The sequence below is a fragment of the Floccifex sp. genome, assembly GCF_051873555.1.
Classification (GTDB): domain Bacteria; phylum Bacillota_I; class Bacilli_A; order Erysipelotrichales; family Erysipelotrichaceae; genus Floccifex.
Genome location: NZ_JBJEEY010000174.1, coordinates 1 through 24,590, shown reverse-complemented (window position 1 = coordinate 24,590; position 24,590 = coordinate 1). Strand labels below are relative to the sequence as shown.

The window sequence follows — 24,590 nt, the reverse complement described above, 5'->3', positions numbered from 1 at the left end:
ACAGTTGATAGTTAGTAAGCTACTATCAACTATAAGCACGACTGCCTGTCGTACATAAAAGGACGATATCCCATCGTCCTTAAATTGTTAATGAATTTTTATAGCGAATAAACGAAACCAGTTCCTCATTGCTTCGAGTCCGTGCAAATAAATCAATTAAATTCTCAATTGCTTCTTCTTGTCTTAAACCATTTAAACTCTTTCGAATGATCGTAATCGCTTCTAATTCTTCTTTAGTTAATAGAAGATCCTCTCTTCGCGTACTCGATTTAACAACATCAATAGCCGGGAACACTCTTCTTTCCTGTAACTTACGACTCAAGACCAGTTCCATATTCCCTGTTCCCTTGAATTCTTCATAGACAACATCATCCATTTTAGACCCTGTATCCACTAAAGCCGTCGCCAATATTGTTAAACTTCCTTGTTCTCTTGTGTTACGAGCTGCTCCAAAGAATCGCTTAGGCATATATAAAGAAGCTGGATCCAATCCACCACTTAATGTTCTTCCACTTCCTGTTACCGTTAAATTATAAGCACGAGCTAAACGCGTAATCGAATCCAGTAAAATCATGACATCTTGTCCCATTTCTACGAGTCTCTTTGCTCGTTCAATAACCATTTCCGATACTTTTTTATGACGCTCTGGTTGTTCATCAAAAGTTGAATAAATCACTTCTACATTTTTTCCCATAACCGTTTCTTTAATATCCGTCACTTCTTCTGGACGCTCATCAATCAATAAAATAATTAAATGCATTTCTGGATTTGATTTCTGAACACTTAAAGCCACATCCTTTAATAACGTTGTTTTACCAGCTTTTGGAGGCGAAACAATCATTCCTCTTTGTCCTTTTCCAATAGGTGCCAGTAAATCTAAAATACGCATAGACATTTTCTGACTGACATCGCATTTAATTCTTTCATTGGGAAAAATAGGCGTTAAATCTTCAAAAGCCCGTCGATTTTTGGCAATTTCTGGGTCAATACCATTCACGGAATTAATTCGTAAAAGCGCTCCATATTTTTCAGTTGCACTTTTTTCACGCATCTTTCCTAACAACATATCCCCCGTTTTTAAACGAAAACGACGAATTTGTGAAGCCGATACATAGACATCGTTTTCCCCTGTCAAATAATTATCACAACGAATAAATCCATATCCGTCCATGACTTCTAAAATTCCATAAGCCATGGATTCATTGTCTTCTTTTTCTTTGGAATCCAATGACAATAAAATATCTATTACTTCTGCTTTACGCATCGCAGAAACATTTTTAATGCCTTTTTCTTTTGCCTGAATTCGCAACTCCACCAATGAAGTTGCTTCTAATTCTTCTCGATTCATAGTGTCCCTCTCATATTCTTTTTTATTTTACACTTTTTTTGTAACTTTTTTTACTAATTTCTTATATAATAAATACGGTATGGGAGGAAATCAATACATGAAACCAATTAAAGAAGGAAAAGTACGTGAAATTTATGACAATGGCGATAGCTTAATTATGGTTGCTACCGATCGTATTAGCTGCTTTGATGTCATTTTACACAACAATATCAAGAAAAAAGGAACTGTATTAACACAAATGTCAAAATTTTGGTTTGACATGACTAAAGATATCATTCCAAATCACATGATTAGTGTCGATGTAAAAGATATGCCTGAATTTTTCCAACAAGAAAAATTTGATGGAAATTCTATGATGTGTAAAAAACTGGAAATGTTGCCAATTGAATGCATCGTACGTGGATATATTACAGGAAGTGGATGGGCCAGCTATCAAAAAGATGGAACTGTATGTGGTATCAAACTACCTGAAGGATTACAAGAATCACAAAAATTACCTGAGCCAATTTATACACCAAGTACAAAAGCTGAAATCGGAGATCACGATGAAAATATTTCTTTTGAACAAAGCATAGCTCACTTGGAAAAATATTTCCCAGGAAAAGGGGAATTCTATGCGACACAATTAAAAGAAGCCACTCTTGCTTTATATAAAAAATGTGCAGATTATGCATTGAGTCGTGGAATCATCATTGCCGATACAAAATTTGAATTTGGATTGGATGAAAATGGAAATCTGGTTTTAGGAGATGAAATGTTAACACCTGATTCATCTCGTTTCTGGCCAGCACAAGGATATCAACCAGGTCAATCTCAACCTTCTTTTGATAAACAATTTGCCCGTGACTGGCTAAAAGCCAATCCAGGAAATGACTGGACTTTACCAGAAGATATCACACAAAAAACAATTGAAAAATATCTACAAGCCTATCAATTGTTAACAGGAAAAGAACTATAAAATACAAAGCTTTTGATTTCATTCAAAAGCTTTTTTTACAATTAAAAATGGATTCTTACGATCCACCTATTGTTGTTTTTATGTTTTGTTTTTGTGCATAATGTATTGCTTCCTGAAGGATATTATCATTCAATTCTTTTGTATGACAAGGATATACTAAACCAAGTTGCTCATATTTTGAAACACCTAAAATATGATATTTCAAAAAATCAATTTGAATACAAGACGTATTTTTCACAAAATCAATTCGCTTTTGAATATCCATTAAATCATCGTTGCAATCCGGTACAAGAATCATTCGAATAATCATTGGCTTTTTAATCTTTTTCGCGTTTTCTAAAATCAATTGATTATCTATTCCTGTACATTCTTTATGCATTTGTGCATCAAATGCCTTAATATCCAATAAAATCAAATCCACTTCATCTAAAACTTCATGATACTGACAAGCCCCTGCTGTATCCAGACAAACATGGATATGATGTTCATGTAAAAGCTTTGTACATTCCAAAACAAAATCAGCCTGCAATAAAGGATCTCCTCCCGAAAAAGTGACACCGCCATGACTTTGTTTAAAAAAATCTATATCCTTTAATAATTCATCCACTAATTCCTGTGCACTCATTTCTTGTCCAATGTTTTCATACGCATCAAAGGGACAAATATTTTCAAGTTCATGTAAAGATCTACAAACACTTCGATCAATTTGTACACCCACTTCTTGAATGTGAATGCCTTCATAGGATAAACAACACCCGCAATGTTTACACTTTTCTTTATGATACAACGTTTTCTTTCCAGGTAACATCCACTCTGGATTGGCACACCATTTACATCTTAAATTACAACCCACCATAAATACAGTTGTACGAATTCCAGGCCCATCTTTTGTAGAAAACCTCTGTATCTTTCCAACTAAACCATTCATATGAAAAATTATAACATTTTATTTTATATATGCATCCATTAAATTGAACAACTATTCCATCTCTGAATTCCATTTTCTGATACTGTATCTCATAATCGCAGATATTCAAATAAAAAGACAAGGACCCTTTTCCTTGTCATATTCAATTGTATTATTATTTATTATTTTTGGAATTTTTATATTATTTTGTGATTTGTTCACTTTACATAAGATTTTTCATTTTCAATATTTTTTATTCCATTTATTTTGCGATATCCTCTTTCCTATTATGGTGGAACCATCTTCTTTCCCTTCTTTCTGTTTTTTGTTGTTTTGTACCTTCATTATAAACATAAAAACACAAAAACAAACAAAAATGGAATACTCAGTCTTGATTTTGTCATCATTGACAATTTTATAACTTTGTTTTACACTAACAAATGTAAAGTTAATCAAACGTCTTTGGGGCAGAGTGAAATTCTCTACCGATGGTATAGTCCATGAACCTTTTTTAAGGCCGATTCTGTGAAATTCAGAAACCGACGGTTATAGTCCGGATGAGAAAAGACAGATATTCTTCTGATTTTTAAGTGTGCCCCTTTTTAGCACACTTTTTTAATTTCTAAGGCGTCCATTAGCTTTTCGAAATCAAGGAGGAATAAAATGAAAACATCAAAAGTACGTGTCATTACTATGGCCGCCATTATGGGAGCTGTTGCCTTTGTACTGCAATTCTTTAGCTTTAACGTTCCCGTTCTATCACCATTTGCGAATTTTGACTTTTCTGCTTTACCAGAAATCATTGGCGGATTTATTTTAGGACCCATTGGTGCCATTGAAATCATTGTCATTAAACTGGGATTGATTTTGGCCTTTAAAGGAACCTCTTCCATGTTTACAGGTGAAATCCAAAACTTTTTATTAAGCTGTGCCTATGTACTACCTGCCATTCTATATTATCGCAAACACCGAACAAAAAAAGGTGCTATTATAGGACTAAGCATAGGAACAATTTTAAGTATTATCATTGCGATATTCACAAACCTATATTTAATCTTTCCAGCCTATATTTATTTATACGGCATGAGCTGGGATCAGATTTTAGCTATTTGTGCTGCAGTCAATCCACTGATTGCCAATAAACTCACTTTTGTGGCTTTCTCTGTGATTCCCTTTAACTTTATATCTCGAATCACTACCAGCATTCTTTGTTTCTTTTTATATAAAAAAATATCAAAACCCATTAAACATTTTATACAGGAGTAATATATGCAATTTAGTATCGATAAAAACTTAACATTTGAACAAGCCGTCAACATTATGTTTGAAAAATTAGGCGACTGGAAAATCATGGCATTGGCTAGTTGTGTTGATAATTATCCAATGGTCCGAAACGTATCTTGTTTATTCTATGACAATAAAGTATATTTTAAAACCGATAAAAACTTTCGTAAAACTCAGCAATTATTTCAAAATCCAAGAGTTGCGCTTTGCTGGAGCGGCGTACAAATTGAAGGTATTTGTGAAAACAAAGGGCTTGTTGTCGATGAACCTGATCGTAAATTTGAAACACTTTATAAAAAATATTTATGGGGAAGCTATAATAAATATTCCCATGAAGACAGTGAAATTATAATTGAAGTGAATCCAAAATTCGTAGAAATCTGGGATACAAGCTCCGATAACTATGCATATCAGATTTTTATTGATTTTGAATCAAAGGAAATAAAAGTAAAACAATATGATCAACAATAAAAAAATCACATTCGCTGCTTTTTGCTTAGCCCTTGCGATTCTTTTACAATACATGGAAATTTCAATTCCTTTTGTACCATCTTTTTTAAAATTCGATTTTTCGGATGTTCCTCAAATCATTGTCACAACACTTTATGGACCCTTTCTGGGAATCTTAGTCTGTTTTTGTAAGAACATCCTGCATTTATTGATTTCACAAAGTGGATGGATTGGGGAATTTTCAAATTTTATTTTAGGAGCTTCGTTTCTACTTGTATACGGAGCTCTTTATTCCCGTTCAAAAAAAGGAGCCATTATTTCTGGTATTGTTTTTGTTTGTATGATGAGCTATTTTTCCAATTTATGGATCATTTATCCCTTATATTATAAAATCGGATTCACTTCTTCCTCCATTTTATCGATGTACCAACTCATTCTTCCATCGATTCACTCCATTTCACAAGCACTTTTAATTTTTAATGTCCCCTTTACTTTTCTGAAATTTCTATTGAATTTATTCATCTTTCACTGGATTTATCATCGAATCCGCTTTTCAATTCGACTTTAAAAAGAAATTGGTTTATAATTTCCTTGCGTAAAGGAGACTGACATGAAAGAACTGCAATTAAAATATGGATGCAATCCAAATCAAAAACCATCTAGAGTTTATATGAACGATGGAAATGAATTACCAATTACTGTATTAAATGGAAAACCAGGTTATATTAATTTATTAGACGGATTAAATGGATGGCAACTTGTTAAGGAATTAAAACAAGCTACTGGACTTCCTGCTGCCACTTCTTTTAAACACGTATCACCAGCAGGAGCTGCTGTTGGACTGGAAATGAGTGATGTTTTAAAGAAAATTTATTGGGTAGATGACTTAAAAGATTTATCACCTTTAGCTTGTGCCTATGCACGTGCTCGTGGAGCCGATCGTATGTCTTCCTTTGGAGACTTTATTTCATTATCGGATCCATGTGACGAATCAACGGCATTGTTGATTAAAAGAGAAGTTTCCGATGGAGTGATTGCTCCTGGCTATAGCCCAGAAGCTTTAGAAATCTTAAAACAAAAGAAAAACGGAAACTATTGTATTCTTCAAATTGATGAAAACTATGTTCCTGAACCATTAGAACATAAAGAAGTATTTGGAATCACATTTGAACAAGGACGTAACAACCTTGAAATCAATAAAGACCTGTTAAACGATGTTGTGACTGACAACAAAGACATTCCAGAATCCGCAAAAATCGATTTAATGATTGCTCTAATCACATTAAAATATACACAATCTAATTCAGTTTGTTATGCCAAAGATGGACAAGCCATTGGAATTGGAGCCGGACAACAATCTCGTGTTCACTGTACACGTTTAGCTGGACAAAAAGCCGATAACTGGTTCCTTCGCCAGGCGCCTCAAGTATTGAATCTTCCTTTTAAAGAAAAGATTCGTCGTGCAGATCGAGACAATGCCATTGATGTCTATATTGGTGAAGAATATATGGATGTATTAGCCGATGGACAATGGGAAAAAGTCTTTACAGAAAAACCAGCTGTTTTCACAAAAGAAGAAAAACGAGCATGGTTAGATCAAATGCAGGATGTAGCTTTAGGATCGGATGCTTTCTTCCCATTTGGAGACAACATTGAAAGAGCCCATAAATCCGGTGTTAAATACATTGCCCAACCTGGTGGATCGGTTCGTGATGACAATGTCATTGAAGTCTGCAATAAATATGGAATGGCAATGGCATTCACAAAAATTCGTTTATTCCATCACTAAGATTATCTTCATTGATAATCTTTTTATTTTTGTTAGAATTATAATTATGAAAAAGAAAAGAAAAATTCTATGGCATCGATATCTCATTCTTATTTTAGGTTTTTTATTGATTTTATGGCTCCTTGTTTTTATTGCCTTTGGCCTTTATCGATTCATCACAAAAAATACAGTTATTTTAAATCCTGATTCTTTTCAAATCAATGAAAACGGTTATATGACATTAGACAACAATCTCTATACCACAAAAACAGGTATTGACGTTTCTTCGTTTCAAAGAGACATTGACTGGGCAAAAGTAAAAGAAAGTGGAATTGACTTTGCGATTATTCGTTGTGGATATCGAGGTGCTACAGAAGGCATTTTATATGAAGACTCTACTTTTAAACAAAATATAGAAGGTGCTTTAGAAAATGACATTGAAGTCGGCGTTTATTTTTATAGCACTGCCATCAGTGAAAAAGAAATTCAAGAAGAAGTTGAATTTGTTTTAAACTTAATTAAAGACTATCCACTTCAATTTCCTGTTTGTTATGACATGGAAAGCTATCAAAAAGATGATCGCATTTCAGAATTAACAAAAGAACAAAGAACAAATTTTGCGTTGGAATTTTGTTCACAAATTGAAAAAGCAGGCTATGATTCCATGATTTATGGAAATAAACACTGGCTTGAAAATGAATTGGATTTAGATCAAATCAAGAAACAAGACATTTGGTATGCTGCTTATATTGAAAAACCAGATTTAAGCGTTCACTTTAAAATGTGGCAATACTCAAATTCTGGTCAAATTGATGGCATTGCAACGAATGTTGATTTAAACTTATATTTGGAATAAAACTATGAAAATCGTATTTATATTTTTTATCAGTTTTGGTATTTTTATTGCCAGCTTAATTGTTTTATCAAAACAAGAAGAAAAAAATGAAAAAGAAATTCCTTCTCAATTTCAAACGAAAGGAACACTCAAAACTGTTACTATCAAAAAACATATACTAAAAGAACAAGAAACTTATACTGTTTATAAAGCCACTTATCAATTTCAAGTAAAACAAAAAACATATATTTGTCCTTGCTTCTATGAAATTAATACATGTGACCAAAGTACACAAATTCCTGAACAAGTCATAATTTATTATCAGGAAAACAATCCAAAACATGCCAGAATAGAAAGTGAACTATCTCAAAGAGAACAATCAAAATCTTTAGTTCCTTCTATTATCATTGCGATTCTATCCTTTTTTGTTCTTATTCAACTTTTTGTTCAACCTCTAATCTAAAAAAAGAACGCATCTAAGCGTTCTTTATTCTTTTCCATTCCAGCAATATGTACACAATTTACAATGATCAATACCCACAGAATCCAGCATATCATCCAATCGATGATAACGAAGCGAAGTGAATTTCAATTTTTCACAAATCTTATCAATCATTAATTGATATTTTTCACTATCTGGATTAGCATATTCCTGCAACAACTCCATTGTGACATTTTCTTCTCCCTCAATTTCATTAATCACACGACGCGTAATCAATTCCATTTCTGAATTCGAACGAGAAAAATTCAAGTATTTACAACCAAATAATAAAGGCGGACAAGCTGGACGAATATGCACTTCCTTAGCTCCACTTTCATATAAAAATTCTGTTGTTTCTCTTAACTGTGTTCCACGAACAATGGAATCATCAATCAATAATAATTTCTTCCCTTCAATTAATTCATGCACGGGAATCAATTTCATTTTCGCAATTAAATTACGTTTTGTTTGAATTGTTGGCATAAAAGAACGAGGCCAAGTTGGTGTATATTTGATAAATGGTCTTGAAAATGGTATTCCAATTTCATTGGCATACCCAACCGCATGAGCTGTTCCAGAATCTGGAACCCCAGCAATCACATCCACATCCAGTCCTTTGTCGCGTCGAGCCAGTAATTTACCACAATTATAGCGCATTTCTTCTACGTTAACGCCTTCATAAGTAGCGGAAGGATATCCATAATATACCCAGAGGAACGTACAAATTTTCATGTCTTTTCCTGGCTGCACTAAAGTACGACATTCCTTTTCATTAAAGAAAACAATTTCTCCAGGACCTAATTCACGATCCAATTCATAGCCTAAATTTAAAAACGCAAAACTTTCAAATGTAGCACATCGAGAATCCTCTTTCTTTCCAAGAATCACTGGTGTACGACCCATTTTATCACGTGCCGCATAAATTCCTTTTGGTGTCAGCAACATCAATGATAAAGATCCATCAATTGTATCTAAAGCATATTGAATTCCTTCAATCAAATTTTCTTTTTGATTAATTAAAGCCGCCACTAATTCCGTGGAATTAATTTCTCCATTGCTCATTTCAAAGAAATGCGCCTTGTTTTTTAATATTTCCTCTGTAATTTCTTTCGCATTATTAATTTTACTCGTTGTCGTAATCGCATATGTTCCATGAATCGAACGAATCAAAATTGGTTGTGCTTCAAAATCAGAAATACACCCAATTCCCATTTTCCCTTCCAATCCATCTAAATCATGTTCAAACTTCGTACGAAAAGGTGAATTCTCAATGTTATGAATTGACTTTCTAAATCCATTTTCTCCATATGTAGCCAATCCAGCACGTCTAGTACCTAAATGTGAATGATAATCGGTTCCAAAATACAAATCAAATAAACAACTCTCTTTTGAAGCCACTCCAAAAAAACCACTCATATTGTTCCTCCCTTGTGTTTAACAGTTATATTATACTCATTTTATCGCAATACACATTCTTTTTTTAAAAAAAAGGAGCAGAAATTCTACTCCTGATGAACAATACGATAATAGACTCTAGATGTTTGAATATACATGAAAATATAAACCAGACTAAAAATACAAAACGTAATCAATGTCACTTGAATATATAATTCTGTATTATTCATCTGCATTAAAATCAATAACTTACTGATCATTGGAAAAGCAAAAGCCAAGTGAAGTCCTGTCATAACTAGTGGCAAGAAAAACAACATTAAAATCTGAGAATTAATGGTCTTTTTAATATCTTCTTCATCTAAACCTACTTTACGCATCACTTCAAAACGATTTTTATCTTGTAGACCTTCACTAATTTGTTTATAGTACATAATTAAAACAGTTGCCACCATAAATAAAGCACTGATAAAAACACCAATAAACAAGAAACCCACATAGAAAGCACGAAGCGTTTGTTCCACTATTTCTTTTCCCTCAAATTGAACATAAACCTCGTTTTGACTTAATACACTATATAAATTCATTTCCACTTCATATTTATTAATATTTTCTTCTAAATTCAGAAAAACCATATTCGATAAACTAGAAGCGTGATCCTTATAATACAACTCATTCATTTTTAAGACTTCTTGTAAAGTTTGCTGTGAATCTAAGACAATACTATACGAATCCACTGAAGTCATGGTTGTCATTGAAGACAATGATTCTTCACATTTTCCTTTCACCTTAAAAAACATATCCTGTACTTGAATGGAATCAAAATTGCCTTTTCCTTGCAGTAAAATCTCTCCCTTTTTCAAATTCACTTCTTTTCCTGTAAACTGATGATACATGTCTTGATCAATAAAAACCAAATAAACAAGTTTTCCATAATCTACAGTACTATCATCAATTACCATATTAAAAGACTGATGATTTTGTTCAGCACTAAAACTTAAATACTGCATTTGATTGATATCTGTAATATAAGGACAATTTTCATATAAAACTTCTTTTAACTCTGGATAATTTATGTCATCTCGAATGGAAATATCATATGGAAATTTTCGATTTAAATTATCTTGAAAACCTGTCCATAAACTAATGGTAGTCGAAAGAGCCACTAAAATCATGGTTGACAAAATACAAATATTCGCCAATCCCACTCCATTTTGATTCATTCGATATTTCATATTCGATATATTAATAAAGTGTCTCGTCTTATAATAAAATGTTTTGTTTTTTTCTAATAATTTTAATAGTGTAATGCTTCCAAATGTAAATAAACAATACGTTCCAATCACAACTAAAATCACAGCCACAAAGAAAAACAAAAAAGCCGATAATGGATTTTTAACCCATAAAGCAAGATAATACCCACTCCCAAGACAAATCAATCCCAGTAAAGCCAAGATCCATTTATTTTTGGGTTCTTTCTGTCCTTTTTGTCCTTCACTCATTAATTCCACTGGATTCAGTATCTGAATTCGAATGACACTCCAAAAATACGCGGCCAAAAAAATACAACTAAATAAAATCAATGAATATATAATTCCATCAATTGAAATATAAAAACCAAATTGAATTTCCATATGAAAGACATTTAAAATCAATAAATACATGCCTTTATCCAATAAAACACCAAAGACAATGCCTAACACCAGACAAAAAACAGATGTCATGAAGGTTTCATAAAACACAATGATATCAATATGCTTTTTTTCCAAGCCCAGAATATTGAATAAACCAAATTCTTTTGTTCTTTGTTTCATTAAAAAACTATTGATATAAAAAATAAAAATAATAGAAAACAAAGCCACTACAAAGATTCCCAGTCTCAACATAAGCTGCATATCCATTCCACCGCGCATTTTATAGAGATTGGGATTCAATGCCAAAGACGTTACTGTATAAAACATCACAATGGAAAAGACACATGAAACAATATAAGGAATATAATATCGTTTATTGTTTTTGATATTGGCCCATGCCAGTTTTCTAAACACGAAGACCACCACCTGTACTCATTAAAGTCAATGTATCTGAAATACTTTGATACATTTCTTCATTGGATTTATTGGCTTTATAAATTTGATGAAACACCATTCCATCTCGAATAAATAAAACACGAGAAGCATAGCTGGCAGCCAAAATTGAATGCGTAACCATTAAAATGGTTTGACCATTCTGATGAATCTGTGTAAATAAATGCAATAAATCTTTCGTTGACTTAGAATCAAGAGCTCCAGTTGGTTCATCGGCTAAGATCAATTCAGGATGGGTAATCAAAGCCCTTGCCAATGCCACTCTTTGTTTTTGTCCTCCAGAAATTTCATAGGGAAACTTATTCAATAACGAAATAATACCCAAAGAAGTCGCTACTTCATTTAATTTTGTTTCCATATCCGAAATTTTTTCATTGTTTAAAACCAATGGAAGTAAGATATTATCTCGATTTGAAAATGTATCCAGCAAATTAAAATCCTGAAATACAAATCCTAAATGGTGACGACGAAAAGATGCAACTTCTTTACTGGATAAAGTCGTAATATCTTTACCATTTAAATTGACTTTCCCACTTGTTGGTTTATCCAAAGTCGCCAATAAATTCAATAACGTTGTCTTTCCTGAGCCAGATTCTCCCATGATGGCTACAAATTCTCCTTTTTCAACACTGAAATTCACATTCGACAATGCTTGTACACTGACATTTGAAAAACGAGAAGAATATATTTTTTTTAAATTTCGAGCTTCTAAAATTGTCATAATTTGCCTCCTTACCCTTGTCTATAGTTTAAAAAAAGATAGTTATTTCAACTATCGATTTTCCTTACAACTATCTAACAAAAATGTAATATAGACTCTTGTTCCCTGATTCACTTTCGAATCAATCGAAATCTGATGTGACAAAGAATCACAGATACCTTTACAAAGAAACAAACCCAATCCACTGGCTTTTTTATCCATTCGACCATTATAACCCGTAAAACCTTTTTCAAAGATACGAGGCAAATCACTGGCATCTATACCACATCCATGATCTTCAATTACTAAAGAATCTTTTTCAAAATATATATGAATGCATCCATTTTTGAATGAATACTTAATCGCATTGGATAATATTTGTTCCAACACAAACACAAACCATTTTTCATCGGTTAAAATACTTTTATGTGTGGATTCAAAATCCATCGAAAGATTAATCAAAATACATTCATGGGCAAAATAACGAATGGCTTGTCGAATCATGTCATCTAAATCATAAAACTGAAATAAATAATCACTTTGTTCACTATTCATTCGAATAAACGCCAAGACCATATCTGTATTTTGATCCATTCTTAAAAGTTGAGACTTACAAGCTTCTTTATCAATTTCATCACTTTCCAATAACAGTTTCATGGCCGCAATGGGCAATTTCATTTGATGTGTCCAAATCATATAATATTGCTCAATGGCATTTAATTGCTCCTTTAATTCTTCTTTTTCTTTTTTTAAATGTTGTTCCCGAACTAAAAAAGAATTCAAACACTCTTTTTCTAAATTCGTTGCACTTTGAATGCATAAAGTATCTGCATCTTTTAATTGATGAATATCATTTACTTTTTTTCTATATTTCGAAAAATCATAAATACCCACTAAAATCAATTCCATAAAAAAAATCAAAAACAAATACATAAAAGCTTCAAATGGAAGTCGATATAAATAAAAAACAACAAACAAAATAATCAATCCAAACAGAATTTCAAAAAAGACAAAGAAATGATCCTGTAGATATTTCATACCATATACCCCAATCCCTTTTTTGTCACAATAAAATCAAATACATTAATTTTTTCCAGTTTCTTTCGAAGACGATTCACATTCACATTTAATGTATTTTCATCCACATAAAAATCCGTTTTCCACAAATATTCCATTAAGTCTTCCCGCTTCACAATTTGATTTTTATGTTCCATTAAACAACACAAAATACGCCCCTCATTTTTTGTTAATTCAATCGATTGATTTTGATAACGAACCATTAACTGATCCATTGAAAAACTCACACCCTTATGCTCTAAAACACTCGATTCCACAAAATCATAACAACGTCTCAATAATGCTTTAATGCGATAAGCTAATAACTGAAAATCAAATGGCTTGACAATATAATCATCGGCTCCCTGATCCAATGCCATAACCATATTCATATTGTCACTGGCTGAGCTCAAAAATAAAATTAGACAATTGGATTGTTTCCGAATTTGTTGTGTCCAGTAATAGCCATTATAAAAAGGAAGCGTTACATCCATTAAAACCAAATGCGGATTCCAAGTACAGAATTGAATAAATACTTTTGTGAAATCCTCAACAATTTTTACCTCATAACTCCAGGACTCTAAAAATTCTTTTAATTTCGTTGCAATGACAACATCATCTTCTACAATCAATACTTTATACATATCTTTATTCTACATCCGAATGATTTAGAATGTCTAATAACTCTTGTTTTCTTTTTGAAAGAAGTAAAACATCTTTATATTCATCATAAGCTTTTACTTCATGTTCTGCTAAAAAATAAGCTAACTTAGAATGAAGAGAAAGACCCGTCACAAAAACAACCATTTCTTGTCCTTGATTGAAGGCATTGGATAGAAATTCAAAACAAGAATGAATCGAATCTAGTAATTGATTTTCTAGAATTTCAAATTCATTTTGAACTTTTTTAAACTCTTTTTTTGCATCTTCAAAAACATCTTCATTCAAAAAAGACCCATTCATTCTTTGTATCCACTTCTTTTTTAAAGACAATTCATGAATATCTATTTTTTCTTGTTGAAATGAAACCTGAAAAAAATTCATTTTTTCTTGAAGCATTTGATGATACATAGAAAATGTATTTTCTTTTTGTTTAAATTCCTTTAAAAAAGAAAACCAGAAATCCAAGAACGATTGCATTTCATCAAATTTTTCAACTCTTTGTTTCAATCCATCTAACAATAAATTAACAACAGCCAATCTTTCATCAAAAGCTGCATCAAAAACACGGGCATAATGTTTTGAAGTGATTTTTCCATTTAAAATATCTTCAATACCATAACTTTCCTGGTATTTTTTAAACAATAAATAATAAGAAGCCATATCTTCACTGATTTCATCATGATGAAGATATTCATAAATAATATCTTTTGTGATTGAAAAATGTAAAGATTCATAACTCTTGATTAAATGCGATAAATCTTCCCATCCACGAGCCGTGACAAATTTTAAACCATCTATATCATTTTCTACGCAATAAAAATGAGAAGGCTTTAATTCCAGGTATCCCAAAATACAAGGATGAATCCCATGATTACTGGCATATTCTTTCCAGGCATAATAATCTTGTTGCACATCTAAATATCGAACACGATCCAAAGTCACCATATCAAATTCACGAACCGATTTATTATATTCACTTGGATTTCCAGCCCCTGCAATAATCCAGCCCTTAGGAACCGGTTGATTTCCAAATGTTTTTCCTTGTAGAAACTGCAGCATAGTTGGTGCTAAAGTCTCCGATACACAATTGATTTCATCGATAAATAAAATCCCTTCTTTAACACCTGTATCTTTCATTTTTTGATATATACTGGCAATAATTTCACTCATTGTATATTCAGTGACTGTATATTCTTTTCCATTAAATTCTTCTTTTGAAATAAAAGGCAAACCAACGGCACTTTGTCTTGTGTGATGGGTAATGGTATAGCTTACCAATCCAATTTGGCATTCCCTGGCAATTTGTTCCATAATCTGTGTTTTCCCAATTCCCGGTGGCCCAATCAATAAAATTGGGCGCTGACGAATAGAAGGAATGACATAGTTTCCATCTTCATCTTTTTGCAGATACGCTTGTACCGTATGTTTTATTTCTAATTTTGCTTGTTGAATATTCATTTTACTTCTCCCATAAACTCGACTGGATCTAGTTTAATTCGCATAGCCCAGACAGGTACTTTCTTTTCATCATAGTCATCTAAAAACAAGAAGGCACATGGATACTTTGGCCGGTTTTTAGGATAGATACCAAGTCCATCTGTAAAATACAATAACCCAGCTATGTCTTTACAAGTTCCTTCTTTTTGGCATTGTTCAATATAAGAAAAAACAACTCGAAAATCGGTTCCATTTCCGCCATGTACTTTAAAATGATTCAATACTTCTTCCATTTCCTTTTCATTATGTATTTTTTCATGTTTCTGGATTTGGTTGTCACATTGAATTAAATGAATACAACTCTTAGAAAAAAATACATTTGAATGAAAAATCGCAAAGGTTTCTTTTAAGAAATTTTCAAGTAATAATCCATTCGTCGAATACGACGTATCCAGTACAATCACAATTTCCTGTATTTTCTTTTCTTCTTTGGTTTCTAATGGCTCAATTAAAGGCAAATTCTCATATAAACGAAGTCCATATGAATAATAAGACAAATCAAATTCATCTTCATTAATTTTTCTTTCTTCCTTTATAACCATAAACTTCTTTAAAAACTCTTTATAATTTCTTGTAGACTTTTGCACACGAATTTGCCAGGAAAAAGAACCTTTTACATCACTTTCCTGATTTCCTTGTTGAAGAGAAGATAAAGACGCTTCACTGGCAATTTGATTCCATTTTCTTTGAACAGACTGACAAGAAGGTGACATGGCTTCTTCTTTTGTCTTTGGCCAATACCGATGATCATCACAAATAAATTCTTTGACATAAGATTGAATTTGAGAATCCTCTAAGTCTAATAAAAAACAATAAATCTGACTAGCCGACACCCCTGCTTCATTTTCTAATTTGTCATATAGATTTTTTCTAAGCCAAGATAAAATTCGTTTCACGCTTTTCTTTTCCATATGATCAATGGTATATTCCACACAAATATCACATGCAAGATTCCATAAATCTATATTGCGGTTACTACAAATCCATAGATGTGAAAATACACAATGAAGAATACTATGTAAAAAGCTTCGATTTAAATACAATGGATTTTTGGAAAATAATCGTAAGACTTGTTCCATTGAATAGTATAAAAAAATTCCATCTGTGGCAAAATTATGAATCTTTTCATTGTCTTTTATTTCAAGTGCATGAATGGGAATGGACATATAAGGCAAATCCAAAAACAATTCGCTTTGAATATATTGAATGATTTGAAAAGAAACATTTTGTTCCCATTCTCTTTGTGTTTGTATATGTTTCATAAATCCTCGAAATTATATCTATTTTTTTTAAAACGCATTCGATTATAAGCAATGCATTTGGTAATTAACTCAATATCCTCTTTCTTTGTATCCATTAAAGATAAAATACTATCCTGATTGAAATAATCTTTAAATCGATCAAAACTCGAAGCATCTATCCAGGATAAACAAATATCTTGATTTTCTATAATAAAGTCTTCATATTCTTTTATTCCATGTATTTTTTCTGGAAATAATAAACGCATATAAGCCACGAAACAAGCCACTTCTTTTTTTTCTTCTTTTTTTAATTTATCAAAACAAGCATCATATTCTTCAAATAAAAATAAATTATTTTTAAAACACTGACGCATGCGATATCCTTCTCCTTGTATTTCAATACCAAAAATATGAGCAGGTCCAATTTCATTATAGACTTCATAATATTCTGGAAAAAATATCGAAAAAGATGAAGTATGAACTGTTATATTCCATGATATTTGCGATAGCATTGGTTTCATTGAATCTATAGAAAAACTATAAATATCATGTAAAGATAAACAATTCATAAATACGTCATGCGAAAGTACTTGAATTTCATGAATATGAATGGCTTTTAATTTTCGGCAATTATAAAAAGCACAAGCTTGAATCGATGTAATAGAATCGGGACAATACACTTCTTCGATATAGTTTAAAGATAAAATGGTCCCATTTTCAACGGCTTTTGTATGCTTCCAATTCTTTTGTATTTCTGTTTTTGAAAAACAATACGCTCCAATTTCAGTGACCTTTTTTCCTTCAATCATTGATGGAATATATACAACAGGACTTTGTCCAATCATTTTTAAAATAATAAGCGTATGATCTTGTTTTTCTTCATAGTAAATTTGATATTCCATGTGGATAATTATAATATATTAAAGAAGCAAAAGGAAAACATTATGACTAAAAAACTATACGATATTTATCCCTATCAAACACAATTTACTGCCCAAGTCCTTTCTTGTACATCGTGTACCAAAGGCTATGACATTCTTTTAGATCAGACTTTATTTTTCCCTGAAGAAGGTGGACAAAGCTGTGACAAAGGAACTTTAAATGGTGTAGATGTTTTGGATGTACAAATTCAGGATGGTCAAATTCATCATTATACAAAAGAAAAATTAGAAGGAATGGTGAAAGGAACCATTGATTTTTCATTTCGCTATATGAATATGCAACACCATAGTGGTGAACACATTTTATCTGGCTTGGTTCATCAATTGTTTGGCTATGACAATATTGGTTTTCACTTAGGCATTGATGAAGTGACAGCCGATTATAACGGAACATTTAATGAAGATCAATTAAATTTGTTGGAACAAAAAGTGAATGAAGTAATTTTACAAAATATTGAAATTCAATATGGATATCCAGACAATATTGAAGAAATTTCTTATCGTTTTAAAAAAGAAATCAAAGAAGCTATTCGTATTGTCGAAATCAAAGGCATTGATGTATGTGCTTGTTGTGCCCCTCATGTGAAATCGACCATTGAAGTCCAGGTCTTTAAAATCATCAAAGCCATGAAATTTAAAAGAGGCACTCGTTTATATTTTTTATGTGGTCAAAGAGCCATCCAAGATTATCAAATCAAATTTAAAGAAGCACAGAAAACATCTGTTTTATTAAAAGCTCATATCAATGAAACCTATAACAGTGTACTTCGACTTTATCGTGAAAATCAGACTTTAAAACAAGAGTGTTCAAAATTAAAAAAAGAAAAAATAGATCAATGGATTGATTCTTTACAATCCACTTCCTCCATTTTAGCTTTTGAAGACAATATCGATATGGCAACACAAAAATATTGTGTATCAAAACTCCATGCACTGGTTGATTCTTATGCTGCTTTATTTGTTAAAAATGAAGAAGGCTATCGTTTTCTTTTATTTAGTCATGACGATGCGATTCAATATCTCAATGTTTTAAAGAAACATTTTAAAGTCAAAGGCGGAGGAAATAAAGATTCTATTCAAGGTAGCATTTGTGCTGCAAAAGAAGAAATTGAAGAGGTATTTCAAAATGAATTATAAACTAGTAGCTATTGATATGGATGGAACATTACTACAAAGTAATAAAACGCTTTCTAATGGTGTTATTGAAGCCATTCAAAAAGAAAAAGACATGGAAATTGTAATTTGTACGGGTCGATGTTTAAAAGAATGCTATGACGTGTTTGAGCATTTAAACAATGTTCGTTATTTGATTACCACTAATGGAGCTTTGGTCTATGATATAAAAGAAAAGAAAACCATTTATGAAAAGAGTATGTCTGTTTCATTGGTTCATAAAATATTTGAAGCTTGTCATCGCCAAGATATTATGATGCATATATTAGATTATGACTGTTTCCTGGAAAAAGAAAAAGTAGAGAGGTCTTCTGTTTATGGAATGGGAGTATATCAATCTATGTATAAAGACATTTCTACGTTAGTGGATCATATGGAAGAAACATATCAAAAAATGGAAAAACCAATTCAGAAAATTAATTTATATCATCGAAATAAAAAAGAAAGACAAAATACCATTGATTTTCTAAAAAAGGAAGACATGACTTTAACATTAGCTGAAAACAGTGCTTTAGAATGCACAGCCAAAGGCGTGGATAAAGGCATTGGATTGGAAAAACTGTGTGAGTATCTTCAAATTAAAAGAGAACAATGTGCTTCAATTGGAGACAATCACAACGACCTGGCAACATTTCAAAAAGCAGGTCTAGCCATTGCGATGGGAAATAGCAGTGATGAAATCAAAAAACAAGCACATATTGTGGTAAGCGATAACGATCATGATGGAGTGAAAGAGGCTTTAGAATATATTCGAAATCAAAAAGGTGCTGTTACGAAATGAATAATTTCGTAACAGCACCTGATTTATTTCACCAGACTCATTGCATCTTCATCTGCAATTAGAGTTACATTTCCATGGAATTTTAAAATAGAAGCCGGTACTTTTGGAGTCACTGGTCCTTCAATTAATTCTTTAACAATTGGCGCTTTGGCTTTACCAGAAGCAACAATCAAGATGTGTTTAGCACTCATGATTTCTCCAATTCCCATTGTATAAGCATAACGAGGAACATCATCAATCGAATCAAATAAACGAGAGTTAGCTTGAATTGTACTTTCTGTTAATTCCACTTTATGAACTTTTGTTTCGAAAATATCAGAAGGTTCATTAAATCCAATATGACCATTGTTTCCAATTCCCAATAATTGAAGATCAATTCCACCCATAGATTCAATCACATTATGATATCTTTCACATTCAGCTTGTGCATCATCAGCTGTACCATCTGGTAAATGCGTATTATTGATATCAATATTGACTCTTTTGAATAAATTTTCTCTCATGAAATAATAATAACTTTGTTCATGATATGCAGGCAATCCAACATATTCATCTAAGTTAACAGTTTTGACTTTTGAGAAATCCAAATCTCCCTTATCACACCAATGAGCCAATGTATTATAAATACCAATTGGTGTGGATCCTGTTGCCAATCCTAAAACTGAATCATTTTTTAAAATAATTTGTGCAGAAATAATATTAGCTGCTTTTCTTGACATATCTTTGTAGTCACGAGCGCGAATTACTTTTAACATATGTACTCCTCCTATATGTATACATATCATACCACAACTTATGCATTTACTCGCGTATTTTTTCATTTCTTTTAGGAAACAAATTTGCGATGCTTTTTTTATAAATTTATGTATAATGAAAGGTACAGCAAGGAGAAATTTATGCGCGTTATTTCAGGAAAAGCCAGAGGAAAAAAACTCATTGCCCCTCAAGGGATGCATACTCGACCCGTAACTGATCAAATAAAAGAAGCTATATTCAATAGTTGGCAATTTAAAGTCAATGGCTGTCGTTTTTTAGATTGTTTTGCGGGAAGTGGAAGCATGGGAATTGAAGCTATTTCAAGAAATGCTTCTTATACTGTTTTTATTGATAATGATAAAAATGCCATTCAAACGATTCAAACCAATTTAAAAGGATGTCACTTTGATTCTGAATTATATTCTGTAATTCAAGACGATATTTTTCAGGTTTTACCTGCCTTAGATTCAAAAAAACAGCCATTTGATATTATTTATTTAGATCCACCTTATACCGTGGATGAAATCTTTATTCCTGTTATGGAAGCCATGGCTAAAACACATTTATTAAAAGAAGATGGAATCTTAGCTATTCGAACTAAAAAAGAAAAAGAGCTTCCCAATTCTTTTTCGTCTCTAGAAAAAATCAAACAAAAGAAATATGGAATCTCTATGGTTCATTATTATCAAAGGAAAGAAACAAATGAAAACGATTAAAGAATTTTTACAAATGACAATTGCGACCTTGATTATATCAAGCGCCGTCTTTTTCTTTTTATATCCCAGTCATGCTTCTGTCAGCAGTATTTCTGGATTTGCGATTGTTTTATCCAATTTTATTCCCTTTTCTATCGCAACCATTACCATGGGATTGAATGTTCTTTTATTGATTGTAGGATTTATTTTAATTGGAAATGAATTTGGAGCGAAAACGATTTATACTTCTTTATTATTACCTTTTTTCTTAAAGATCTATGAAATTATATTCCCCGATTTTCAATCATTAACACAAGATCCTATATTAGATGTAGCCGCCTATATTTTTGTGGTTAGTTTAGGCCAATGTATTTTATTCAACATGAATGCCTCTTCTGGAGGCTTAGACATTGTTGCCAAAATCATGAATAAATATTTTCGAATGGACATCGGAAAAGCCATGACATATTCCGGCATGTTTATTGCCCTTTCTTCTTGTCTGGCCTATGACTCCAAAACTGTTGTAATCAGTGTATTAGGAACTTACTTAAATGGACTGGTTTTGGATCAGTTTATTTTCGAACAAGATTTAAAAAGAAAGATTTGTATTGTCTCTGATTATATGGAAGACATTCGTCAATTTGTATTACATGACCTGCATTCTGGTGCTACTATTTATGAAGCTTATGGTGCCTATACAATGGAAAAGCGAAACGAAATCATTGTGATTGTGAATAAATCGGAATATCAAAAGTTAATGAATTTCATCCAAAAAATGGATCCACAAGCGTTTGTGACAATTTATAAAGTATCTGAAGTGAATTATCGTGCGAAATCCATTACATAAAATGGTATTGATTTTTATAATGAAATAAACAAAGAATGGTTAATATACTAATACATATTTCAGCCACAATACAAGCCATCCAGACTCCATCTAATCCAAATAAATAAGGAAATAGAAACAAACTTCCCATTTGGAAGATAAAACATCTCAAAAAAGATAAAAGAGCCGATATTTTTCCGTTATTAAGTGATGTAAAAAAAGAAGAACCATACATGGCAATGCCGGTAAAAATATATTGAAAACAATAAATACGAAAGGCTTTACAAGCCATAGTATATAATTCTTTGTCATAGCCCACAAATAATTTCATCAAAGTAGAATTAAAACAAAGTGAAATAAGAGTTAAAAACAATCCAAGAGAAATCACACAGATACAAGATTTCTTAAAGATATTTTTTAGCTCTTTTTCATTTTGGGCGCCGTAATTATAACTCGATAAAGGTGCACATCCAGTGGCATAGCCCATAAAAATGGCTACAAAAATAAAGTTTACATATAAAATGGCTCCCATCGCAGCAATTCCATTTTGACCTGCCAATCGAAGCAATTGAAAATTATAAACCATAGCCACTAATGAACTTGAAATATTGCTGACAAATTCACTGGATCCATTTGCCATAGCTTTTATTAACAGGTTTCCTTCCATTTTAGGTTTCACAAAATGAAGCAAAGACGAATTGTGTTTTGAAAAGAAATAAACTACAGGAAGACTTCCACCCATGATTTCACATGAAGCACTGGCAATGGCGGCCCCTGCAATTCCAAAATGAAAATATCCAACTAGTAAAAAATCAAAAATTATATTGGCGCATCCCGAACCAATCGTAACATATAAACCATATTTTGGTTTTTCAGCTGTCACAAATAGAGTTTGGAAAGAAGTCTGTAACATGAAGAAAGGTGAAGATATCATCATAATGCGTCCATATAAAATGGTAAGAGGACGCATTTGTGGTGTTGCTTTCAAAAAATCAACAATCACTGGCATAAAAATAAAGCCTAATATAGAAATAATCAATCCAATGATAAAGATAAACAAAATCACAAAAGAAAAATATTCATTGGCCACTTTTTTCTTTCCTTCTCCTAAAGTCTTTCCAATAATCGCATTGGCACCAGTTGCCATCATAAAACCAAAACTAGAGACAATCATCAAAAAAGGCATAATTAAATTTACAGATGCCAGAGCGGTTTTTCCAACATAATTCGAGACAAAAAATCCATCCACAATACTGTAAATGGAAGTAAAAATCATCATGCATATTGTAGGAAAGACAAAAGCTATGAGTTTTTGATAAGTAAAGTGATCGGATAGAGCTATTTTCATGGATTAAGTATAACATATAAAAAAAGAAGTGAACTCACTTCTTGAAATAACTCATCGCAACGGCTCCATTTCCGGCATGTGTTCCAATCGTTGGTCCAATTTGATAAATTGCCGGATTGTTTAATTTCAATATATCTTGATTTGAAGATAAAAACGATTGAACACCTTCTCTATCCATTCCTGAATAAGCCAAGCACAATGGTTTAGAAAAATCAATTTCATCATAGATACGATTTGCCATATAGGAACTTGCTTTCTTTAAACCCCTTGCCTTTCCATCCATTACAATTTCACCTTCATTTAAAGTTAAAACAGGCTTGATATTTAAAATTGCGCCAGCAGCTGCTACAGTAGAAGAAATTCTTCCTCCTCTTTTTAAGTATTCTAATGTATCAAAGTACGCAAATACTTTACAATTTTGTTTATCGATTTCCAATTGATTCACAATTTCTTCAATATCCATTCCTTTTTCAATATAAGACAACGCTAAATCAATTAAATTACGAGATCCTAGAGAAACATTTAATGTATCTACAACACGAACATTATCAAAACCTTGTGCTGCCAAACAAGCACTTTGATGACATCCAGAAAGTTTTGATGAAATAGTTAAACACAAAATATCATGGTCTTTGTATTCTTCAAATGCATCTAAAAAAGCACCCGGCGATACTTGTGATGTTGTTGGCATAATCTGTGAGTTTTTTAATTTATCATAAAACTCTTCTACTTGAATATCGATGCCATCTCGATATTCTATGCCATCAATAATTGTTGTCAACGGCAATACGACAATTCCTTTTTCTCTAGCTTGTGCCTGCGTAATATCACATCCTGAATCTGTAATAATTTTTATAGTCATAGTTTTTCTCCTTCAATACTTTCTAATGCTTCTTTCATTAAAGACACCAATTGTTCTGATTTTTCTTTTCCAAGTTGATGTGTAATATGATTTCCAATTTCTAAAACAATTTGATGTTCGGATAAATATAAAGATTTTCCATAATCGGTAAGTGAAATCACCATTTTTCGTTTATCTTCCTGCAAACGAACACGTTCAATTACTTTTTTTTCTTCTAATTGTGACATGATTTTATTCATTTGAGATTTTAGTAAACCCGTCATTTGAATTAAATCCGTTGCAGTATAGTGTTCTTTATTATTCATCAATATTGAACAAATTGTTTGTTCATTATAAGAAAGTTTTGAAAACAATCGCTTTGGTTTTAATACATAAGACAATTGATTCCATATTTTAATTAATTCTTCTGAAGTGTTCATAGCGCCTCCATTAGTTCACTTTATGAACCGTTCATATTGTGAACTATTTAAGAATAAAAGTCAACAAAAAAAAGGGGCTGTAACGAGTAAATAACCCTAAAATAAAAAAAATTGCGCTAATC

General features: G+C 31.9%; 25 protein-coding genes and 1 riboswitch. Of the genes, 11 read left to right on the top strand and 14 right to left on the bottom strand.

The genetic code is table 11. The features are described 5' to 3' along the window. Positions 1–79 precede the first annotated feature (79 nt). On the bottom strand, positions 80–1,348 hold the full coding sequence (gene rho, locus ACI32A_RS10355) for a transcription termination factor Rho (protein WP_439754985.1): 1,269 nt from the start codon (positions 1,346–1,348) through the stop codon (positions 80–82). A 97-nt stretch (positions 1,349–1,445) separates the two neighbouring features. Here rho and ACI32A_RS10350 point away from each other — a divergent pair, with 97 nt between their 5' ends. Then, on the top strand, positions 1,446–2,306 hold the full coding sequence (locus ACI32A_RS10350) for a phosphoribosylaminoimidazolesuccinocarboxamide synthase (protein WP_439754984.1): 861 nt from the start codon (positions 1,446–1,448) through the stop codon (positions 2,304–2,306). 55 nt (positions 2,307–2,361) lie between these two features. Here ACI32A_RS10350 and ACI32A_RS10345 read toward each other — a convergent pair whose 3' ends face one another. Further along, positions 2,362–3,234, bottom strand: a complete 873-nt coding sequence (locus ACI32A_RS10345; RefSeq protein ID WP_439754983.1) for a glycyl-radical enzyme activating protein — start codon at positions 3,232–3,234, stop codon at positions 2,362–2,364. A 433-nt stretch (positions 3,235–3,667) separates the two neighbouring features. After that, a riboswitch (FMN riboswitch) is annotated at positions 3,668–3,786 on the top strand. A 90-nt stretch (positions 3,787–3,876) separates the two neighbouring features. On the opposite strand from ACI32A_RS10345, the gene ACI32A_RS10340 reads away from it, so the two are divergent. Genes ACI32A_RS10340 through ACI32A_RS10315 form a run of 6 tightly spaced genes read left to right on the top strand, consistent with a single transcriptional unit; the run spans position 3,877 to position 8,013 of the window. Further along, entirely contained in the window at positions 3,877–4,479 is a 603-nt protein-coding gene (locus tag ACI32A_RS10340) for an ECF transporter S component (RefSeq protein WP_439754982.1), read from the top strand. Positions 4,480–4,482: 3 nt separating this feature from the next. Then, positions 4,483–4,968 (top strand): pyridoxamine 5'-phosphate oxidase family protein, encoded by a 486-nt coding sequence (locus tag ACI32A_RS10335; protein WP_439754981.1) that lies wholly within the window; start codon positions 4,483–4,485, stop codon positions 4,966–4,968. Next, a complete protein-coding gene (locus ACI32A_RS10330; protein ID WP_439754980.1) occupies positions 4,955–5,515 on the top strand; it encodes an ECF transporter S component in 561 nt (186 codons plus the stop codon). Before ACI32A_RS10335 ends, ACI32A_RS10330 begins: the two co-directional genes overlap by 14 nt. 42 nt (positions 5,516–5,557) lie before the next feature. Further along, positions 5,558–6,736 carry a phosphoribosylaminoimidazolecarboxamide formyltransferase gene (locus ACI32A_RS10325; RefSeq protein ID WP_439754979.1) on the top strand — a complete coding sequence of 393 codons (1,179 nt, stop codon included), beginning with the start codon at positions 5,558–5,560 and terminating at the stop codon, positions 6,734–6,736. A gap of 46 nt (positions 6,737–6,782) precedes the next feature. Continuing rightward, entirely contained in the window at positions 6,783–7,571 is a 789-nt protein-coding gene (locus ACI32A_RS10320; protein ID WP_439754978.1) for a glycoside hydrolase family 25 protein, read from the top strand. Between the two features lie 4 nt (positions 7,572–7,575). After that, entirely contained in the window at positions 7,576–8,013 is a 438-nt protein-coding gene (locus ACI32A_RS10315) for a hypothetical protein (protein WP_439754977.1), read from the top strand. 24 nt (positions 8,014–8,037) lie between these two features. Here the strand turns inward: ACI32A_RS10315 and ACI32A_RS10310 are convergent, their stop codons facing one another. The 8 genes from ACI32A_RS10310 to ACI32A_RS10275 all read right to left on the bottom strand — a co-directional run bounded on the left by ACI32A_RS10310 (position 8,038) and on the right by ACI32A_RS10275 (position 17,569). Next, a complete protein-coding gene (locus ACI32A_RS10310) occupies positions 8,038–9,447 on the bottom strand; it encodes an amidophosphoribosyltransferase (RefSeq protein ID WP_439754976.1) in 1,410 nt (469 codons plus the stop codon). A gap of 86 nt (positions 9,448–9,533) precedes the next feature. Next, positions 9,534–11,471, bottom strand: coding sequence for an ABC transporter permease (locus tag ACI32A_RS10305; RefSeq protein ID WP_439754975.1), 1,938 nt, complete (start codon positions 11,469–11,471; stop codon positions 9,534–9,536). After that, entirely contained in the window at positions 11,464–12,231 is a 768-nt protein-coding gene (locus ACI32A_RS10300; protein WP_439754974.1) for an ABC transporter ATP-binding protein, read from the bottom strand. Before ACI32A_RS10300 ends, ACI32A_RS10305 begins: the two co-directional genes overlap by 8 nt. A 51-nt stretch (positions 12,232–12,282) precedes the next feature. After that, positions 12,283–13,248, bottom strand: coding sequence for an ATP-binding protein (locus tag ACI32A_RS10295; RefSeq protein ID WP_439754973.1), 966 nt, complete (start codon positions 13,246–13,248; stop codon positions 12,283–12,285). Continuing rightward, positions 13,245–13,910, bottom strand: a complete 666-nt coding sequence (locus ACI32A_RS10290) for a response regulator transcription factor (RefSeq protein ID WP_439754972.1) — start codon at positions 13,908–13,910, stop codon at positions 13,245–13,247. The genes ACI32A_RS10295 and ACI32A_RS10290 overlap by 4 nt, the downstream gene beginning before the upstream one ends. 4 nt (positions 13,911–13,914) lie before the next feature. Continuing rightward, positions 13,915–15,387: an ATP-binding protein gene (locus tag ACI32A_RS10285; protein ID WP_439754971.1), complete on the bottom strand. Its 1,473-nt coding sequence runs from the start codon at positions 15,385–15,387 to the stop codon at positions 13,915–13,917. Then, positions 15,384–16,688: a vWA domain-containing protein gene (locus tag ACI32A_RS10280; RefSeq protein WP_439754970.1), complete on the bottom strand. Its 1,305-nt coding sequence runs from the start codon at positions 16,686–16,688 to the stop codon at positions 15,384–15,386. The genes ACI32A_RS10285 and ACI32A_RS10280 overlap by 4 nt, the downstream gene beginning before the upstream one ends. Continuing rightward, the gene (locus ACI32A_RS10275) at positions 16,685–17,569 is read right to left on the bottom strand and encodes a leucine-rich repeat protein (protein WP_439754969.1); all 885 of its coding nucleotides are present in this window, start codon (positions 17,567–17,569) and stop codon (positions 16,685–16,687) included. The genes ACI32A_RS10280 and ACI32A_RS10275 overlap by 4 nt, the downstream gene beginning before the upstream one ends. Positions 17,570–17,611: 42 nt before the next feature. Here ACI32A_RS10275 and ACI32A_RS10270 point away from each other — a divergent pair, with 42 nt between their 5' ends. Both ACI32A_RS10270 and ACI32A_RS10265 read left to right on the top strand, forming a co-directional pair. Continuing rightward, positions 17,612–18,745: an alanyl-tRNA editing protein gene (locus ACI32A_RS10270; protein WP_439754968.1), complete on the top strand. Its 1,134-nt coding sequence runs from the start codon at positions 17,612–17,614 to the stop codon at positions 18,743–18,745. Continuing rightward, positions 18,735–19,562: a Cof-type HAD-IIB family hydrolase gene (locus ACI32A_RS10265; protein WP_439754967.1), complete on the top strand. Its 828-nt coding sequence runs from the start codon at positions 18,735–18,737 to the stop codon at positions 19,560–19,562. Before ACI32A_RS10270 ends, ACI32A_RS10265 begins: the two co-directional genes overlap by 11 nt. Before the next feature lie 23 nt (positions 19,563–19,585). Here the strand turns inward: ACI32A_RS10265 and nagB are convergent, their stop codons facing one another. Then, complete coding sequence (nagB, locus tag ACI32A_RS10260) at positions 19,586–20,317, bottom strand: glucosamine-6-phosphate deaminase (RefSeq protein WP_439754966.1); 732 nt, start codon at positions 20,315–20,317, stop codon at positions 19,586–19,588. Between the two features lie 141 nt (positions 20,318–20,458). Between nagB and rsmD the strand changes: the two genes are divergently transcribed. Together rsmD and ACI32A_RS10250 are read left to right on the top strand one after the other, a co-directional pair. Continuing rightward, entirely contained in the window at positions 20,459–21,034 is a 576-nt protein-coding gene (gene rsmD, locus ACI32A_RS10255) for a 16S rRNA (guanine(966)-N(2))-methyltransferase RsmD (RefSeq protein WP_439754965.1), read from the top strand. Further along, positions 21,021–21,860 (top strand): YitT family protein, encoded by an 840-nt coding sequence (locus ACI32A_RS10250; protein WP_439754964.1) that lies wholly within the window; start codon positions 21,021–21,023, stop codon positions 21,858–21,860. Before rsmD ends, ACI32A_RS10250 begins: the two co-directional genes overlap by 14 nt. Here the strand turns inward: ACI32A_RS10250 and ACI32A_RS10245 are convergent. From ACI32A_RS10245 to ACI32A_RS10235, 3 genes are read right to left on the bottom strand one after another with little or no spacing between them, the layout of a single operon-like run. Beyond that, positions 21,853–23,187, bottom strand: coding sequence for an MATE family efflux transporter (locus ACI32A_RS10245; protein WP_439754963.1), 1,335 nt, complete (start codon positions 23,185–23,187; stop codon positions 21,853–21,855). The genes ACI32A_RS10250 and ACI32A_RS10245 overlap by 8 nt on opposite strands. Positions 23,188–23,221: 34 nt before the next feature. Continuing rightward, positions 23,222–24,049, bottom strand: coding sequence for a DegV family protein (locus ACI32A_RS10240; protein ID WP_439754962.1), 828 nt, complete (start codon positions 24,047–24,049; stop codon positions 23,222–23,224). Further along, positions 24,046–24,468, bottom strand: coding sequence for a MarR family winged helix-turn-helix transcriptional regulator (locus ACI32A_RS10235; protein WP_439754961.1), 423 nt, complete (start codon positions 24,466–24,468; stop codon positions 24,046–24,048). Before ACI32A_RS10235 ends, ACI32A_RS10240 begins: the two co-directional genes overlap by 4 nt. Positions 24,469–24,590 lie beyond the last annotated feature (122 nt).